Genomic DNA, 17802 nt, shown 5'->3' with positions numbered 1-17802 from the left:
TTTAGATAAAATAAAGGTTTCCCCATGAGCAATATTCATGAGCATAAGATCCTGATCTTAGATTTTGGTTCGCAGTACACTCAACTCATCGCCCGCCGTATTCGTGAAATCGGGGTTTATTGTGAGTTATGGGCGTGGGATGTTTCCGAAGCGCAAATTAAAGCGTTCGCGCCTAATGGCATCATCTTAGCTGGCGGTCCTGAAAGTGTGACTGCTGAAGATTCACCTCGTGCGCCAGAGTATGTATTTAACGCTGGGATCCCTGTTCTTGGGATCTGTTACGGTATGCAGACCATGTCTGAGCAGCTCGGTGGCAAGGTTATTCAAGGGGTTGGTGAAGGGGAGTTTGGTTACGCACAGGTTGAAATTCAGAGATCGTCTGAATTATTCAAAAGTATTGAAGATGCGATCAGTGATTCAGGTAAACCTCTGCTAGATGTATGGATGAGCCACGGTGATAAAGTCTCAGCAATACCTGAGGGATTCGTGACTCTTGCGAGCACTGAAACATGCCCATTCGCTGCGATGGCCAACGAAGATAAAAAATTCTATGGAGTGCAGTTTCATCCAGAAGTGACCCACACTCGCCAAGGTAAGCGTATGCTTGAGCATTTCACGTTGGATATCTGTCAGTGTGAAGCGAACTGGAAACCTGCATCGATCATTGAAGATGCCATTGAAAAGTTAAAACTGCAGATTGGTGACGATGAAGTTATCTTAGGCTTATCAGGCGGGGTCGACTCTTCTGTCGTTGCCATGTTGCTTCATCGTGCTATTGGCGACAAATTAACCTGTGTGTTTGTTGATAATGGCTTACTTCGTTTGAATGAAGCTGAGCAAGTCATGGAGATGTTTGGCGATCACTTTGGACTTAAGATTGTCCATGTTGATGCAGAAAACCGTTTTCTTGACGCGATGGAGGGTGAAGCTGATCCTGAAGCTAAACGTAAAATTATCGGTCATGTTTTTGTTGATATTTTCGATGAAGAATCTAAGAAATGTGCTAATGCGAAATGGCTAGCTCAAGGGACTATTTATCCTGATGTTATCGAATCAGCAGGTAGCGCAACGGGTAAAGCCCATGTGATTAAATCACATCACAATGTTGGTGGTCTGCCAGATGATATGGAAATGGGCCTTGTTGAGCCGTTACGTGAATTGTTTAAAGATGAAGTGCGTAAAATTGGCCTAGAGTTAGGGCTGCCTTATAATATGCTTTATCGCCATCCATTCCCAGGACCGGGTTTAGGTGTGCGCGTATTAGGTGAAGTGAAAAAAGAGTATTGCGATCTACTTCGTCTTGCTGATGCTATTTTTATTGAAGAGCTGCACAAAGCAGATCTTTATAATAAAGTCAGCCAAGCATTTACCGTTTTCTTACCGGTACGATCTGTGGGTGTGATGGGTGATGGACGTAAATATGATTGGGTGGTATCGCTACGTGCGGTTGAGACCATTGATTTTATGACTGCACATTGGGCACACCTTCCTTATGAGTTTCTGGGGCGTGTATCGAACCGTATTATTAATGAAATTGATGGGATTTCGCGTGTGGTTTATGACATATCAGGTAAGCCACCTGCAACAATTGAATGGGAATAATCACTTTTAAGTAATTAATCAGTGATGTATTCAGGCTAACGTATTTAATACGTTAGCCTTTTTTGTTTGCCCAGCGAAGCTGGCAAACCCAGCAGGTTGAAAGAAACCTGTATCACCCTGACTAAGGGGAAGATAATCCGAATGGCAAGGGCGTTGCTGGCTAACGGCAGGGTCTGAAGGAAGCCATAGGAAGTGAGGTGTACACAACTAACCGTAACCTGTTTCGGCACTATTGGTGGGTGAGCGTGCAAAATAGCGCGAAGCCCAATACTTAGTCAGACTAATAGTGTGTTTGAGGGTGGAATACCTTATAGGGAGCCAGTGCAGTAACTGGGGAAGCCTGGCATCAGTTCCAGTGATAAGGGCTGGAGGCATTATCCCAAGAGGTGACTCAAGGGAAATGTTGGTGTGAGGTGGCAGATGAATCCGTAGTAGTGAGTAAGGCTCGGCCTGTGAAGCCCAGTAATGGTGTGGAGGATAAAACCAAGCTGACCATCAGCATCAAGTCTGGTGGAGTATTAAGTTGCCAAAAGCGCTTAATATTGCGAAGGGAGAAAGCGTGCTTTAAGTCTGTAATGAGCAGATGTTTTTTTTCAGAGTTACACAAGTCGATTCGCTATCGAAGTCTTTTTGAACTGGTCACCTTAGGAGTAAGGCTCTGGCTTAAGAAACTGTACAAGGGAGTAGTTTTGTCACTGTTTAGTAGATTGCCATTGCGCTAGAACGCTAAGCAACAAAGTGAAATAGACCGACTTTGAGGAAGTCATATCCGTCCCCATACAGCACACATGTGAGGAATATGCGAGTTTATCACAGTTTATACGGGCAACTTCTGAGTAAAGAGAAGCTGTATAAAGGATTTAGAAGAGTGTGGAAAGCCAAAGGCGCGGCCGGCATAGACAGGCAGAGCCTAAGCGACTTCGCCTCAAATCTGAGTGATAACCTCGATCAACTTCTTCATGAACTCAGCACTAAGCAATATCAAGCTCAGCCAGTCAGGCGGGTTGAGATCCCCAAAGAGGATGGCGGCGTGAGATTGCTTGGTATTCCAACTATTAGGGATAGAGTCGTTCAACAACCCCTAAACGATCTACTTAGCCCCATCTTTGAAGAGCAATTTCACCCGTCAAGCTACGGCTATAGGCCAAGGCGAAGTTGTCACGATGCGATCAACAAAGCGACATTGTTTATGCGTCGGTACGAGCTTAAACATGTAGTGGATATGGACTTGTCAAAGTGTTTCGATAAATTAGACCACGGGCTAATCTTATCAAGCATCGAAAAGCAAGTTAGTGATGGTAGCGTGCTAAAGCTGCTCGTTCAGTTTTTGAAAAGTGGTGTGATGGTAGATGGGCACAAGCAAGCGACAGAAGTAGGGAGTCCGCAAGGTGGTGTAATAAGCCCACTGATAGCGAATATCTATCTGGATGCGTTTGATCAAGAGATGAAAAAACGGGGTCACAGAATAGTGCGCTACGCAGACGATATCTTGATTTTTATGTCGCAGCCGAGCAGGGGGCAGAAAATGCACTCAAGCAGGCGAAGAAGATACTGGAAGTCGAGTTAAAGCTTGAGGTAAACTCGCGTAAAACCCACATAGCAGACAGCAATGAAGGTGTGAAGTTTTTAGGAGTGGAGATAGGTAGTCGATACACACGTATCGAGCCGAAGAAACTAGCAGGGTTTAAATCGAAGCTAAAACAGATGACAAAGCGCAATGGTGGTAAGCGATTAAGCGAAGTGATCAAAGCGGTGAATCCTATTTTAAGAGGGTTCAGTCAGTATTTTCGGATAGCGAATGCGAATAGGGAGTTCGAGAAAATAGCAAGCTGGCTAAGGCGTAGGTTGAGGAGCGTCCAACTGAAGCTGTGGAAAACGCCACAGCGACTTCACAGACGGTTGAAGCAGATGGGGTATAAGCCCCCGTTTAAATCAATCAAGATGAACAGTTGGCGTAACTCACTGATTCCGTTAGCAAACTATGCGCTGCCCAATAAATGGTTTGATAGCTCAGGGTTAGTGAATCTTGGACATGTAAAAACGGGATATGTGTTCAGCGCAAAGCTGAGTTAAGTATGCAGGAGCCGTATACGAGGTCCGTACGTACGGTTCTGTGAGAGGGATGAGGCGGTAACGCCTCACCCTACTCGATATCAATTATTGCTATGTTGCGGTAAAATGAACAGATTCCATATAATAAGTAGAGATGAACCTTATGTCAGCAAGCCAAGGACAAAGTAAATTAGACAAAGTGTTGGCAGAAGCCAGAGAATATAAAGCTAAGCGTGAAACAGGATACCGTGAACAAGCATTAAAGCTCTATCCGTGGGTTTGTGGCCGCTGTACCCGTGAGTTTACTCACGCTAATTTACGTGAGCTTACTGTGCACCATAGAGATCATAATCACGATAATAACCCATCAGACGGCACTAACTGGGAACTGCTTTGTTTATATTGTCATGATAATGAGCACTCTAAATTTGAAGAGTTGATTCAATACGGTGCAACCAAAGAAGTCACGATGAAGGCTGCGACGTATAATCCGTTTGCTGATCTTAAAGGTATGATGAAAAAGTAATTGAATGTGGCTCGTCAGATTTTGAAGCTAAATAATACCTTGATAAGGCAGTGAGGATTAATGTCAAGCCAGGAGGCTAAAGTAAAGTCATCACATGATGTTATGAGTCTAGTGATTATTTAACTTAAACGCCGGGTAATGAATGTCTGATTATTTAGTTTCTTTGACATGTTGGTTGAGATTTTGATCTATCTTATCACTGACTATTAGCCATTTTTTTCGACTAATGATGTGCTTATTCTCACCGTAACCTAAGGCGTGTTTTCGTTGTGGAATTAACTGCCAAACATTAGTTTTAAACACATCATCTGCGCGACTCCAAGCGACGATTTCATCGAGATTACGATAGCAACCCATACACATGTCATCATCATTGAGACCACATTTAGCAATACAAGGAGATTGAATCATTTTATGCCTATCATTCATTTTTTATGTGGCGATGTTAATCTTCTTTCTTTCAGTGTTCAAGTATATAGCTAAACTCCCCTAAGATGCTGGGTTAAGAGTGTCGAGAAGTGACAGTAGTTCAAGGCCCCAGTACGACTCTCGATAATGACTTTGCACAAAATAGACCATGCAACCACCATTGACTATTTTATCACGAACAAAATAGGTCACAGTTTGTCATGCCTTGCCCCAAGAGTGTTTTTTTAGATAGTTGAGCATTCAATCTAAAATAAAAAAAAGCTAGCACATTAAAAATCGCTTTGGTATCGGTAAATAGTGGTAAACTTAACGAGGGTTTTATTATGTACAGACACACTTTTCAATGGATTATGAAGTGTCATTGGAGACAGTATGAAAGTATTGACACGATTAAGTGTTGCGGCATTGTTGTGCTTGTTGGGCACATCATGTTCTTTGTTAGAAGTGAAGTTAGAGAGTGGGATAGAACCTCTTCCCCAAGAACAATTAAACATGCGTGTTTTTAGTCGCAATTTTAGTCGTTCTTTTTACAGTATCGTTGAGAAAACCGCTGATCAAGTGATGTTATTGAGTCAGAGTAAAGAAGACTCTGTTTTTCTTCAATCAAATGCCATCATGTGGAAAATTTACTCAGAACAAGCACTGCAACGCACTATTTTTCAAGCTTCTCCAGTAGCAGCTATGATTGACACGTGGGCATTGACTGCGCAGATGGTAGAGTTTTATGGTTCTGGTGCGGGTAAAGATTTATTCGGTACTCAGCAAGCATTAGTGATTGAGGCCAGCAAAGATTTACAGCTGCAATTTGAGCATACCATTGAAGGTTTTATTAAAGCGGATGACTTAACCAAAAATCGAGAATTTATCGAGGAATATGTGCAGCTCAATCCGCTTACTGAAATGACCTTCAGTCGTCATTCGGCATTTAATGATTGGTTAACCTTCAGCGGCATTAATGAGTTTGAAGCCGTCACAACTTTTGGTTCAGTGCCTGAAGTGATGAGTGATATTTCTGATCGTATGGCAATGATAGCCGAACAGCTTCCTAAAATATTAGGGTGGAAGACCGAGCTATATGCACTTCATTCTAATATTAATGCTGAAGAAATTCAGAAGACGTTAATGAGCATCAGTGATACTTCTTCAAGGTTTCGTGAGCTGATGGCCCAAAGTCCTGAAATGATGCAAAGTTTAGCTGTTGATATGCGCCGTGAATTAAGTCCATTACTGCAACAATTGAGTGATTCAAGCGATGATAAGTTAGCCCAATTATCACGTGAACGTCAGGCGTTAGAATTAATGGTAAAGAATGAGCGACTTGCATTAGAGGATATGGTGGCCCGTGAACGTCTTGCTGCTGCCGCCAATTTAGATGACATTTCTCAGCATACGGTTGAAGTGGTATTTCAAGAGCTAACGCAAACGGTTAAGAGTTTAACCTTATACTTTGTGCTCTTTTTACTGGTCGTCTTTTTTGCACCATTGGGATTAGGGCTTTTCTTGGGCAAGCGAATGTCAAGGTAAATATTATGTCTCACAGTGCGTTATTTTTGCAGTTAGATACCTTATTAGTACAAAGCCGTGAGCTGTGGCAAGTGAAGGCATTCGGTTGTGACGCATTGCCTTGGGCTAAAAACTTTCCTCATTTGGCTGAGCTTGTGTGGTCACTTGCCGACAGTTCGCTTGATGAGCTGGACAGATTGCAAGGCAATTTACTCACCTGTTTGCTGCCAGCACTGAAAGCAGATTTAGCTGGTATGGGTGAGAATTGGCCATTAGCCTTGCTTGATATTGAACTTCCTAAACCTTCTAATGAGTCCGTTTTTTTGATGGAGGCAAAAGATACCGCGCATTTTAGTGCGGGGATCAAGGGGCGAAAATGGGCACAGATCACCGCTTTTACGCAGCAAATGAATGTGAGTGATAATGAAGTCCTAGAATGGTGTGCGGGTAAAGGGCATCTAGGACGATTAATTGCCAAAGCACAAGCGAGGCCAGTCGTGAGTGTTGAGTGGCAGCAATCTTTGTGTGAAGCGGGCGAAAAACTTGCACAACAGTGGCAACTTCCACAGAGGTTTATTTGTGTAAATGCTTTCGATGCACAACACAATGAGCTTAAAGTGGAACAACAAGCGGTTGCCTTACATGCATGCGGTGATTTACACGTGTGTTTATTGCGTTTGGCCGCTAACGCTGGGACGCGAGATATTGCGATATCTCCTTGTTGCTACCATTTGATCCAAGCTCAAGAGTACCAAGCTATGTCACTTGAAGGCATGAGAAGCCAATTGAGATTAACGCGCCATGATCTGCAATTACCTTTACAGCAAAGCGCGATAGTCAATAGTAAACAATTGGCGCTAAGGCATAAACAGGTAGCCTGGCGTTTAGGGTTTGATTGTTTGCAGCGTAAAGTCAGAGGAATAAGTGATTACTTGCCTATTCCTTCTATGAAACTTAGCCAATTGAATGATGACTTTGCCACTTTTTGCTTATGGGCAGCCGGACAGAAGGGCGTTAATTTACCTTCAAATATAGATTTCAATTATTTTCTTAATTTGGGTATCGAACGGCAAAGATTAACTCAGAGGATAGATCTTGTCGCTCATCTGTTTCGTGGTGTATTGGAATATTGGTTGTTGCTCGACAGAGTGTGTTTTTTAGAAGAGCAAGACTATCAGGTAAATCTAGTGCAGTTTTGTGAAAGTGGGATAACACCCAGAAATTCACTGATCCAGGCTAAAAAGTGAGCTAAATTATGGTTGATACAAACGTTTGTATTTAAGCATTTGTTTTTAAAGGTTAATCATGCTGATTTTTGTGTGGCGATGCAATAAACGTCTTGATGATTGGGATTAGGTTAAGGTTAATTGAGGAAATATAGCAAACTCAAAGCGATTTTCTATTGAATGATTCGCTTTTTCTTGCTCAAATGTCATGTTAACACTCAAAACAATAAATGTTGTTTGTTTTTACACCAACATAGTGAGCGAAATATTACTGTTTCATGAAATATTCCCGAGTCTTTATAAACAGCCTGGCGTATGAACTGGCACCTGAAGTCGTGTCTACCTCCGATTTAGAATCTCGATTGGCACCGCTATATAAAAAATTTCGTATCCCAATGGGTCAATTGGCTGCATTAACAGGGATCCATGAGCGTCGCTGGTGGCCTAAAGGTCACAGGCTGTCTGATGGGGCATTGGCTGCGGCCTATAAGGTCATTGATGAAACCGGTATTGAAGTCAGCGATCTTGGTGCTGTGGTGTATACTGGTGTCTGTCGAGATCAACATGAACCTGCTACTGCATGCCGTATTGCTGCTGAACTTGGTGTGTCTAAAGATACGGCTATTTACGACATTAGTAACGCCTGTTTAGGGGTGTTATCAGGTATTTTAGATATCGCGAATCGTATCGAATTGGGGCAAATTAAAGCGGGCTTGGTTGTGTCATGTGAATCGGCTCGTCATATTGTTGATATTACTATCGATAACATGTTGGCCGATCAAACGATGCAGAATTATGCTCAGTCGCTGGCGACCTTAACAGGAGGGTCAGGTGCGGTTGCCGTGTTGATAACCGATGGCAGCTTACCTTTGAAAAGTGAGCGTCAACATCAGCTCTTAGGGGCAAGTCACCTTTCTGCGCCAGAGCATCATAATCTTTGTCAGTGGGGGTTACAGGAAGCTGGCCTCAATTTTTATCGTGAGTTTATGCGTACTGACGGTGTGACCTTACTTAAAGAGGGGGTTGAACTTGCGCGCCATACTTGGAGTCACTTCCTGGAGCAACGTGATTGGGTCGTTGAGCAAGTCGACAAGGTTATCTGTCATCAAGTGGGGGCGTCGAATCGTCGTCAGGTGCTTAGCGCCTTGAATATCCCTCAAGAGAAAGAATTTCCCACTTATCAGTTACTCGGTAATATGGGGACTGCGTCTTTGCCTGTCACGGCCGCCATGGCACACGATCAAGGTTTTCTTAACAAAGGTGATCAAGTGAGCTTTCTCGGTATTGGCAGTGGCTTAAACTGCATGATGCTTGGGATAAAGTGGTAAGCTATCCCCAAGTTACCTCATTTCAGGTTAAAGAGTATTAGCGCTTTTTAACCTCATCGATCGATAAAATGGTGCCTCAATATGGAGGCATTATGATAAGAATATTTAGGAAGCGTCATGTTAGACACTCTATTTCCCTTCAAACGAAATTATCTTGATAGAAATGGTCATAAACTACAATATGTCAATGAAGGGCTAGGTGAGCCTGTCGTCATGGTTCATGGTAATCCAAGCTGGTCTTTTTACTACCGTAATGTAGTGACAGCACTGAGCGGCGACCATCAGTGTATTGTGCCTGATCATATCGGCTGTGGCTTGTCAGATAAGCCAGATGACTGTGATTATGATTACACCTTAAAGAATCGTATTGACGATCTTGAAGCCTTACTCGATCACCTCAATGTAAAAGAAAATATCACCTTAGTTATCCATGATTGGGGGGGAATGATTGGCATGGGATACGCAGCCCGTTACCCTGATAGAATTAAACGCTTGGTGGTGTTGAATACCGGAGCATTTCATCTACCAGAGTCAAAACCTTTCCCTTGGCCGCTGTGGATTTGCCGTAATACTTTGCTAGGAACAGCGCTTGTTCGTGGTTTTAACGCTTTTTCATCAATTGCTTCTTATGTTGGGGTAAAGCGCCAGCCTATGTCTCCTGAGATTAGAAAAGCTTATGTTGCACCATTTAACTCTTGGGCAAACCGCATTTCTACCTTGAGATTTGTGCAAGATATTCCGCTTAAACCTACAGATAGAAATTATGCTTTAGTGTCTGAAATAGCCTCAAGCTTGCCTAAATTTGCGCATGTACCGACCCTTATTTGTTGGGGCCTCAAAGATTTTGTTTTTGACAAGCACTTCTTAGCCCAGTGGAAAGTCGAGATGCCACATGCAAGCGTCCATGAATTTACCGACTGTGGTCATTATATTCTGGAAGATGCAAGTCATGAGGTGGTAGGTCACATTCGTGACTTTATGGTTAACGAAATGCTTGGCACTGATTGTTAGCCTAGTCGTTTGAACAGGGTTTTGCGGATCAACAAGATCCGCTTTTTCATTGTAAAAAACCTGTAAGGTCACTCATTATGCTCCACTCTACAGCACTCAATCCTCTGACTGGCTTCAACCTTTGTCGTCACTTAATCACAGCATCTGATGCTTTTCCTGAGCAACTCGCCGTTGCTGTACAACACGTCTCTCGTTCATTTTTTTCGGCTAAAAAATTTACCTATCAAGAACTCAATTTTACTGAGTTACATCGTAAAAGTGACCAACTTGCCCATGGGTTAAATGCTTATGGGATCAAAAAAGGCATGAAAGCGGTATTGATGGTCACACCGAGTGTGGATTTTTTTACCCTAACCTTTGCCTTGTTTAAAGCTGGTGTCATACCAATATTGGTCGATCCAGGTATGGGTGTACGTAATTTAAAGCAGTGCTTTATAGAGTCTCAACCGGATGCTTTTATCGGGATCCCTAAGGCACATTTAGCCAGAAAACTGTTTGGCTGGGGCCAAGATAGCGTGAATTTTCTGGTAACGGTTGGGGGGGGAAGCATAAACAATAAGAGCTTATGGGGTGGGGTGACCCTAGAGGCTTTGCAACAACATACTTCAAATGAGCCATATGATATGGCTTGGTTAGACAAAGATGAGATGTCTGCCATCTTATTTACCAGTGGTAGCACCGGAACGCCTAAAGGGGTGGTTTATTCACATCAAATGTTTGAAGCTCAGATAGCCGCACTTAAACATGATTATGGTATTGAGCCCGGTGAACGTGATTTAGCGACGTTTCCGTTGTTTTCTCTGTTTGGCCCAGCGTTAGCCATGGCTTCTATTATTCCTGATATGGATGCCAGTAAGCCGATCACGGCTAATCCTGAGCATTTATTTGCCGCTATCGATAAGTATCAATGTACTAATATGTTTGTTAATCCAGCCTTGATTGAGAGGCTAGGTCAATGTGGAGTGACAGAGAGTCATTGCCATCGATTACCCAGTATTAGACGGGTGATTTCAGCTGGGGCGCCTGCAACTATCGCCTCGATTAAACATTTTAGCCAGATGCTAACTGAGGGAGTTGAGGTGCTCAATTCCTATGGCGCGACCGAGTCTTTACCATTAAGTAAGGTTGCTAGTCAGGCACTGTTTGACACCACCAATATTACCGATAATGGCGGAGGTATTTGTGTTGGGCAAGCCATCGCAGGGGTTGATATTGCCATCATTGAGATCAATGAAGCGCCTATTACATGCTGGGATGAGTCATTAAGATTACCCATGGGTGAGATTGGTGAAATCGTGGTTAAGGGGTCGATGGTGAGTCGCCGTTATTATCAAAGAGACAGTGCCACCGAGCAAGCTAAAATAGCTGATGGTGATGAGGTGCGTCATCGTATGGGGGATGTCGGTTATCTCGACCATGAGGGACAGTTATGGATGTGCGGACGCAAAGCGCATCGAGTTGATGCGAGTGCTGGGGCACTGAATTGCCCTGAACGCTATTTTTCTATCCCTTGTGAACGTATTTTTAATACCCATCCTCAAGTAAAGCGCTCAGCCCTTGTCGGAATAAGAGTTAACGGTGCGACGGTGCCGCTTTTGTGCATTGAACTGGCTCAATCATTGGCGTGTTCCACAGGTGCCAGCTTGTATGCTGAGTTGAATCAACTCGCTGAAAAGTATGCCCAAACAAAAGGCATTAGCCGTTTTTTGATCCATCCTAGTTTCCCTGTCGATATTCGTCATAATGCCAAAATATTCCGTGAAAAACTGGCGGTGTGGGCACAAGATAAGCATAAGGAATAACCGCTCATGTCGGCAACATCTAAGTCATCTGCTTCAGATATATTGGCTTTTGCTCCCTTAGAGCAAGCGGCGTTAAGGCGGCTAAAAACCAAAGCTAATCGTGCTTTTGTCACCGGAGCAGGCGGTTTTCTGGGTAAGGCTATTTGTCAGCGTTTATTGGCAGTGGGGATTGAAGTGACCGGCTTTGCTCGTGGCGATTATCCAGAGCTTAGGGCCATGGGCGTCAATATGGTTCAGGGTGATATCGCCAATAAAGCATCAGTGTTAGTGGCGATGACGGACTGTGATCTGGTATTTCACGTGGCCTCTAAAGCCGGAGTTTGGGGCAGTAAACACAGTTACTTTGCCCCAAATGTTGAGGGAGCGGCAAATATTATCTGGGCATGTCAGCAGTTAACGATCACCAATCTTGTGTACACCAGTACGCCCAGTGTGACCTTTGCTGGAACGGACGAGTCCGGTATCGATGAAAGTGCCCCTTATGCGGATAAGTATCTCAATTTTTATGGTGAATCCAAAGCGATAGCTGAACGTCTAGTGATCGAGGCCAACACGAGTGTGTTAAAAACGGTTGCGCTAAGGCCGCACCTTATTTGGGGGCCAGAAGATCCTCACTTGGTTCCACGAGTGATAGAGCGTGCTAAAGCGGGCAGACTCAAGTTGGTGGGAAAACAGGATAAACTGGTTGATACCATCTACGTCGGCAATGCAGCATATGCTCATATTCTGGCGGCAGTGGAGTTGTTTAAGCCAGTCTCATTGGCTGCTGGTAAGGCCTATTATCTCAGTAATGATGAGCCGATCACGATGGCCGAAATGCTCAATAAAATCTTAGCCTGTGTGGATATGCCTAAAGTGACTAAACGTGTGCCTGTTGGCCTTGCCTATGCCGTTGGCGTTGTGCTTGAAACACTGTATGGTCAGTTGAACATAAAGCAGGAGCCGATGATGACTCGGTTTGTTGCCAGACAGCTATCAACCAGCCATTACTTTGATATATCAGCGGCGAAAAAAGATTTCGGTTATTCACCTATCATGAGTATTGATCAAGGTATGGTTGAGCTTAAAAAGTATCTTAATAATCACAAATAGTTCAGGTTAGATCTTAGCAATGCTAACTTTTTGCCAAGGGGATTATTGCTTTTGAATGAAGTCCATATCTTTCAAAATAGTACATTTTATGTTTGTTGGTTAGATTTATTGAGTGTTGGGTGGAATGTGAAAGCCGTACCTTCATAGGGAGCTATCGCTTGCAGCGTGCTGATGTGCAAGTGCTCTCTCGGCACGCTGTAAATCCATCCATGGGCGCTCTACTATTTCAAACAACTTCCCTGTTAAAGTGCCAGTTCGATATCCATAATCTCTCGCTCAGAGAGTTTTATTTTGTAAAACTTCGCCCTGAAATAGAAGTCCTCGATTTCACTTACACCTGATGGTTTCAAGTAAACGTGTCTCTTCGATTTGGCTTTATTGGTTATTTATCTAGCAAACCCTCTAACCATCCTGACACAAGAAGTCCAAGACAGTCCATAAGGCTTATGGACATATTCTAACTACAAGCATATGTTGATATTGATCCAAGGTTTTTGTATATGTAAGAATCAAAGGCGGTAGGTGCATTTCTAGGCTGAATGTGACGGGATTGCAGAAAAGATAAAAAATATGCCTGTCCTGTCTTTCGTCACTCTTTTTTGCCGAGTTCAGATAAGTTGACAGTACCGTTACATGCTAGGAACTGAGGTCTGTAGCATATAAATTGAGGGCTAATTAGTTTGTTGTCTTGCATTTGCTTTGTAGCTGAAAAACTTTCTATACTGGATTAACAGTTGATTAAGTGGAATTTCTTGCATGAAAACCTTTTGCAGAATTATCGGTATCGGTTTGTTAGCGATATTATTTCCATTTTTAACTGCTAGCGAAAAGTCGGTTAAAAGCATCATTGACGATTGGTTTGAAACCTGCTCTATCATTGTTGACATGGGAAGTTTGACCACTGACAAGAATAAAGAGTTTTACACTATTAACCTTTTTGTGCAGGGCAATCCACCAGAATCGGCCGACCTAGTAATTTCATCAGATAGAGCCGTTTTCACTCAGTTAAAATATATACATGAATTGTCTAGTAATAACCGCTCATTGCATCCCAACACCCCACAAACCCCCGTAGGCGATGCTACAAAGAATATCAGTGTTTCTTTGAAGCCATTTAGAAAGAATTTACTCTATTCGTTTCGCGCATATGTAGAAAAAAATAGTATTGTTGATAATACATTGGTCAGTGCTTTTGTGAAGTTTCCAACAGATACTGTCACTCAAACCTGTCGTGTAGAAGAGAGTACCTGGTTTAACATTTTAGTAGGCGCAAGTTCTACTAGGCGATTTGTGTTTGTCCTTATTTTAGTCGTTGTTCTATATATCTCAATTGTACTAATAAGGGCTAAATTATGAGAGTTTCAGTTTTATTGATACTTGTTTGTTGTACAGGTTTAATAAATTGTGTTAATGCCAATGAGGGCACTGTAGACCCAACCATATTCAAGGTTAATACCTTAAGACTGTACGTGGAAAATGATTCAACTACGCCGTTACCGGGTGCCAAGCTTTTGGAAATAAAGCCGATAGGAAGAGGTCACTCTTCGGATTTAGAGTGTGAAGGAATATCCGATGATAATGGCGAAATGACTTGCATAGTAAATAACTGTGAAAGAAACAGTCCTTTATCCAGCCATTATGAGATTGCCATACAAGCACCTAACGAATTTGGAAGGATGACGCCAGCGAAGGTGAGGATTTTCCACTGTGAAGTGACACCGAAACCTGCTTCGGCAACTTTTATAGAAAAAACCTTGATTGCTTTAAAATTCAACTCAGACGTTAATTATGTTTTCGGGGAGAGTGCAGCTTCTATACTCAATGGTCAAGCATCGATTACGATTGATCAATATACAGACAAGATGACTTCATTACTTAAAAAGCCCGCGGGTTCTTTTAGTGCCATCAAGATGAGAAAAATTTTCCAAGATTATTCGTTTGAAGCTGTCAACTCAAATGAATCTTCTAAAGCTAATAAGTATAGTGGTCTCACGATTACACTCGCTAACGTCAGATTAAACGAATGGGCGCAACAAAACGGGGTATCTGGTGTGGAGACCAATGATCTTGATCTTATGGTTACCCTAAATATGAACATAAAAAAAATACTAGAAGAAAATAGCGATAACGAGTCGGTGTTAGTATATAAAGAGGAGTTAAAGTTTCTGAGAAAGTCCTTCGAAAAAGGTAAATTATCCAATGAGCAATTTAAAACACTAGAAAGCATTTCAATTAAATGATAATTCTGCAGCGTAGTGGCCAAATTAACTATACCTCTTCAATTACATATCAGCCAGTTTTTCGAATGTCTTTCGATGGGTTCTTAAAGCTAACTTGGTTTCAGACTTGATTATTTGTTGGCCATGAACCCCTGAAAGATCAAGTTTCTTTGTGGCTTTAACTTTAGGTCTGTTAACGGCCTCCACTCCATAAGATTCTATTTTTGCATTCATATCAAATATCCCATAAAACTAATTTTAAAGATGAGTATACTACGAAATACGAGAATAAAATATACACCGCGTTTTGCGGAAAATTTGGATTGCAGCAGAAAACTTGCCCGGCCAATAACGTTGACGTCGTTGTTATTTCCTAAATGAGGAAGTGAGCCTTTGTTGTAGAGAAAGTCGGGACATATCTTTTTTTGTAGGTGATAAAGGAGGGATCTATCTTATTTTAACTATGGGTGATTAGATGGACGCTCCCTAATTCGGCGTCAATGCGCCAAACTGATGTTTCACCATTCAGTTACATTAAGGAGCGTCCACTATGAAAGTTACCACTATTGCTATCGATCTTGCAAAGAATGTCTTCCAAGTACTTGGTATGGATGAGCATGCAAAGTCAGTCTTCAATAAACGGCTTAATCGAGCCCAACTGGCTGAGTTCATGCTGCAGCAACCCGCTTGCGATGTCATATTTGAAGCGTGCTATTCAGCTCATTATTGGGGGCGGAAATTCCTTGCCATGGGGCACAACGTTAAATTAATACCAGCACAACATGTGACCCCATTTGTTCGAGGTAATAAGAACGATAAAAACGATGTATTAGCTATTTTTGAAGCGAGTTTCAGACCTCACATCCGTTTTGTACCTGTGAAAACGGAGGAACAGCAAGAAGTATTAATGCTTCACCGGATCAGAGAGCGCCTTGTTAAACAAAAAAACGGCCTGTACTAACCAAGTTCGAGGTGTATTTGTTGATTTTGGCCTCAGTTTTCCTCAAGGCTACAGCGCATTTGAAAGAGCCATGTGGGAAATTATGAGTGATGAGCATCAGCGACCAATGATAAAATTAATGGCCAATGACTTTTGGGATGAATATCAAACGCTCAACCAGCGCCTTGATCGAATTAACTCATTGATAAAGCAAATTGTTAAGCGAGATCCTAATGGGAGAATTTTATTAACAATCCCTGGTGTTGGGCCAATCATCGCTTCGGCATTTGCAGCCTCAATTGGTGGTGGCCAAGCCTTTAACAGCCCAAAAAGAGCTCGCAGTGTGGCTAGGGTTAACCCCTGAAACAATTTGCTTCAGGTAATAAGAGTGTCAACGGTAAGATCAGCAAGAGAGGTAATTGCTATTTACGTAAACAATTGATCCATGGAGCAAGGACAGTCGTCAGTCATGCGAGTAAAAAACAAGATGATTTAAACATGTGGATAAATCAGCTGAGGGGTCGAAAAAGCATATGCTGTACCGTTGTGGCAACAGCACATCGTTTGGCAAGACTGATATGGATTTTACTTCAAAAACAGAGCCCATATGAGGCTCAATATGGTGGCTATCATGGCACATGTTAAAAGTGTTGTAGCTATCTTGCCAAGCTCGGTCAGGCCAAGGGTTTTTAGCCCGTCTGGGTGATAAGAGCGGCAAGGTAGCACATTAAAAACTAATCAAGGTTGTGGTAAACGATGAAGTAATGGCTCAGTCCAACCAATGTCAGCCAGAACAGGCCAAGGATATGCAGTAAACATAATCCGTATGGGTGTTTAAATTTTAACAGGCGCAAGGGTACGGATTTCATTTGGGGCGCATTTCCTTTTAAAAAAGACTTGTTAAGCCCGTATATATGGCAGTACAACCGCTTTTAGCGGAAAAGAGTCACATCAAATGACAACGAGATTAGTAGCAGGAAAGTAGATAACTGAGGTTAAAAATACCTTGGTTAGGCAGGTATTAGCTTGACTAACCGGGAGCGTCCATATATGGCTTGGTTAACCCTTTCAGCTCTATTACGTAAAACAATAATCTTTAGATTCAAATGGTAACAGAGCTTAAGTTCGGTATTTCAGCTGTTTAATTCTGAGCTGTAGAGTACATATTTTAGGTCTTAATAGCCATATCTAGGCACCACTCATCAATATGAAGTCAATAAGGCGTAAATGATGTAGAGTTGCAGGATATAGAATCTGAAAGATCTGTTGCTCCTTAATAAAGAGAAATAAGAATGAGTGGCCTTGTAAATGTTTGTTTTTGGCTCAATAATTGCTCTGCAATAAGAAGGTGGCAGAAAATTATATAATCAAGGAAGACTTTGTAAAATGATACTACTTAATAACGATATTAGATATTTAGGGGTAGTAGTTAAAACAGAGAATAATGTGGGTGCATCAGCAGCTCAGCAACCCAATCCATCTCGAGTGACAATGAATGAACTTGATAATTGTCATCAGGATACCGTGACACTGTCTTCTGCGGCAAAGCGTAGCCAAGAGACTGTGACATTGCAGACCGCTAATACTTATGGACAGTTGGCTTCAGATAAAATTCGTCAGTATGACCAGCATGAAACTGTTAATAAGGAGGCGACTTCATCAACCGATGAGAGCAAGTCTGGATCAAAAGAGCGTTATTCTCTACAAGATGCGATGCAAGCGATTTTAGATAAACACACTGGTATCGACAGAAAAAAACTAGAAGAGATTGAAGCAAAAATTGCAGAAATAGCAAATGATAAAAATTTGAGTCAGGAACAAAAAGCGGAACAAATAGAGCTATTACAGCAACAAAAAGAACAAATGTTAAAAGATTTTATAGAAATAAATGAGCAACAACGGAAAAAACTTGAGCAATAGGTTTCAAAGTAGCAATTGATCTTAACGGCAATAGTTTACCGTTTTAGTTAACTGGTTAGGAAAAAGTCGTACATGCCGTGTTCTAGAACATAATAACAGTGCCACCCACAATAATTGCTGCTGTTAGCTATTGCCTATCGTCACGTGTTTAT

General features: G+C 42.2%; 16 protein-coding genes and 1 pseudogene. 14 read left to right on the top strand and 3 right to left on the bottom strand.

Annotated features, from left to right (window positions below):
* Positions 1–24: 24 nt before the first annotated feature.
* Positions 25–1602 carry a glutamine-hydrolyzing GMP synthase gene (gene guaA / locus HQQ94_RS16365; protein WP_173295414.1) on the top strand — a complete coding sequence of 526 codons (1578 nt, stop codon included), beginning with the start codon at positions 25–27 and terminating at the stop codon, positions 1600–1602.
* Between the two features lie 30 nt (positions 1603–1632).
* On the opposite strand, the gene HQQ94_RS16360 is transcribed toward guaA, so the two are convergent.
* A complete protein-coding gene (locus tag HQQ94_RS16360) occupies positions 1633–1809 on the bottom strand; it encodes a hypothetical protein (RefSeq protein ID WP_173295413.1) in 177 nt (58 codons plus the stop codon).
* Positions 1810–2401: 592 nt separating this feature from the next.
* Here HQQ94_RS16360 and ltrA point away from each other — a divergent pair.
* The 3 genes from ltrA to HQQ94_RS16350 all read left to right on the top strand — a co-directional run bounded on the left by ltrA (position 2402) and on the right by HQQ94_RS16350 (position 4180).
* Positions 2402–3169 (top strand): group II intron reverse transcriptase/maturase, encoded by a 768-nt coding sequence (ltrA, locus tag HQQ94_RS22645; RefSeq protein ID WP_254304081.1) that lies wholly within the window; start codon positions 2402–2404, stop codon positions 3167–3169.
* Between the two features lie 50 nt (positions 3170–3219).
* A complete protein-coding gene (locus HQQ94_RS22640; protein ID WP_309247252.1) occupies positions 3220–3675 on the top strand; it encodes a group II intron maturase-specific domain-containing protein in 456 nt (151 codons plus the stop codon).
* A gap of 142 nt (positions 3676–3817) precedes the next feature.
* A complete protein-coding gene (locus tag HQQ94_RS16350) occupies positions 3818–4180 on the top strand; it encodes a YajD family HNH nuclease (RefSeq protein ID WP_173295412.1) in 363 nt (120 codons plus the stop codon).
* A 150-nt stretch (positions 4181–4330) separates the two neighbouring features.
* On the opposite strand, the gene HQQ94_RS16345 is transcribed toward HQQ94_RS16350, so the two are convergent.
* Positions 4331–4591 (bottom strand): DUF1289 domain-containing protein, encoded by a 261-nt coding sequence (locus HQQ94_RS16345; RefSeq protein ID WP_173295411.1) that lies wholly within the window; start codon positions 4589–4591, stop codon positions 4331–4333.
* A 390-nt stretch (positions 4592–4981) separates the two neighbouring features.
* On the opposite strand from HQQ94_RS16345, the gene HQQ94_RS16340 reads away from it, so the two are divergent.
* From HQQ94_RS16340 to HQQ94_RS16305, 8 genes are all read left to right on the top strand, one after another.
* A complete protein-coding gene (locus tag HQQ94_RS16340) occupies positions 4982–6133 on the top strand; it encodes a chemotaxis protein (protein WP_173295410.1) in 1152 nt (383 codons plus the stop codon).
* Positions 6134–6138: 5 nt separating this feature from the next.
* Positions 6139–7359 (top strand): methyltransferase, encoded by a 1221-nt coding sequence (locus HQQ94_RS16335; protein ID WP_173295409.1) that lies wholly within the window; start codon positions 6139–6141, stop codon positions 7357–7359.
* 257 nt (positions 7360–7616) lie between these two features.
* Positions 7617–8666, top strand: a complete 1050-nt coding sequence (locus tag HQQ94_RS16330; protein WP_173295408.1) for a 3-oxoacyl-ACP synthase III — start codon at positions 7617–7619, stop codon at positions 8664–8666.
* Between the two features lie 117 nt (positions 8667–8783).
* Positions 8784–9677, top strand: coding sequence for an alpha/beta fold hydrolase (locus HQQ94_RS16325; RefSeq protein ID WP_173295407.1), 894 nt, complete (start codon positions 8784–8786; stop codon positions 9675–9677).
* A gap of 77 nt (positions 9678–9754) precedes the next feature.
* Entirely contained in the window at positions 9755–11479 is a 1725-nt protein-coding gene (gene oleC, locus HQQ94_RS16320; protein WP_173295406.1) for an olefin beta-lactone synthetase, read from the top strand.
* Between the two features lie 6 nt (positions 11480–11485).
* Positions 11486–12571 (top strand): 2-alkyl-3-oxoalkanoate reductase, encoded by a 1086-nt coding sequence (gene oleD / locus HQQ94_RS16315; RefSeq protein ID WP_173295405.1) that lies wholly within the window; start codon positions 11486–11488, stop codon positions 12569–12571.
* A gap of 756 nt (positions 12572–13327) precedes the next feature.
* Positions 13328–13927 (top strand): hypothetical protein, encoded by a 600-nt coding sequence (locus HQQ94_RS16310; protein WP_173295404.1) that lies wholly within the window; start codon positions 13328–13330, stop codon positions 13925–13927.
* Positions 13924–14811, top strand: coding sequence for a hypothetical protein (locus HQQ94_RS16305; RefSeq protein ID WP_173295403.1), 888 nt, complete (start codon positions 13924–13926; stop codon positions 14809–14811). Before HQQ94_RS16310 ends, HQQ94_RS16305 begins: the two co-directional genes overlap by 4 nt.
* Positions 14812–14853: 42 nt before the next feature.
* On the opposite strand, the gene HQQ94_RS16300 is transcribed toward HQQ94_RS16305, so the two are convergent.
* Positions 14854–15024 (bottom strand): acetyltransferase, encoded by a 171-nt coding sequence (locus HQQ94_RS16300; protein ID WP_173295402.1) that lies wholly within the window; start codon positions 15022–15024, stop codon positions 14854–14856.
* Between the two features lie 316 nt (positions 15025–15340).
* On the opposite strand from HQQ94_RS16300, the pseudogene HQQ94_RS16295 reads away from it, so the two are divergent.
* Positions 15341–16375 (top strand): annotated as a pseudogene (locus HQQ94_RS16295) (IS110 family transposase).
* 741 nt (positions 16376–17116) lie between these two features.
* Positions 17117–17650, top strand: coding sequence for a hypothetical protein (locus HQQ94_RS16290; protein WP_173295401.1), 534 nt, complete (start codon positions 17117–17119; stop codon positions 17648–17650).
* The last annotated feature ends 152 nt before the right edge of the window (positions 17651–17802 follow it).

The organism is Shewanella sp. VB17 (genome assembly GCF_013248905.1).
In the GTDB taxonomy this organism is placed as follows: Bacteria; Pseudomonadota; Gammaproteobacteria; order Enterobacterales; family Shewanellaceae; genus Shewanella.
The sequence above is the reverse complement of the archived record's forward strand: the minus strand, read 5'-3'. Positions and strand labels throughout refer to the sequence as shown.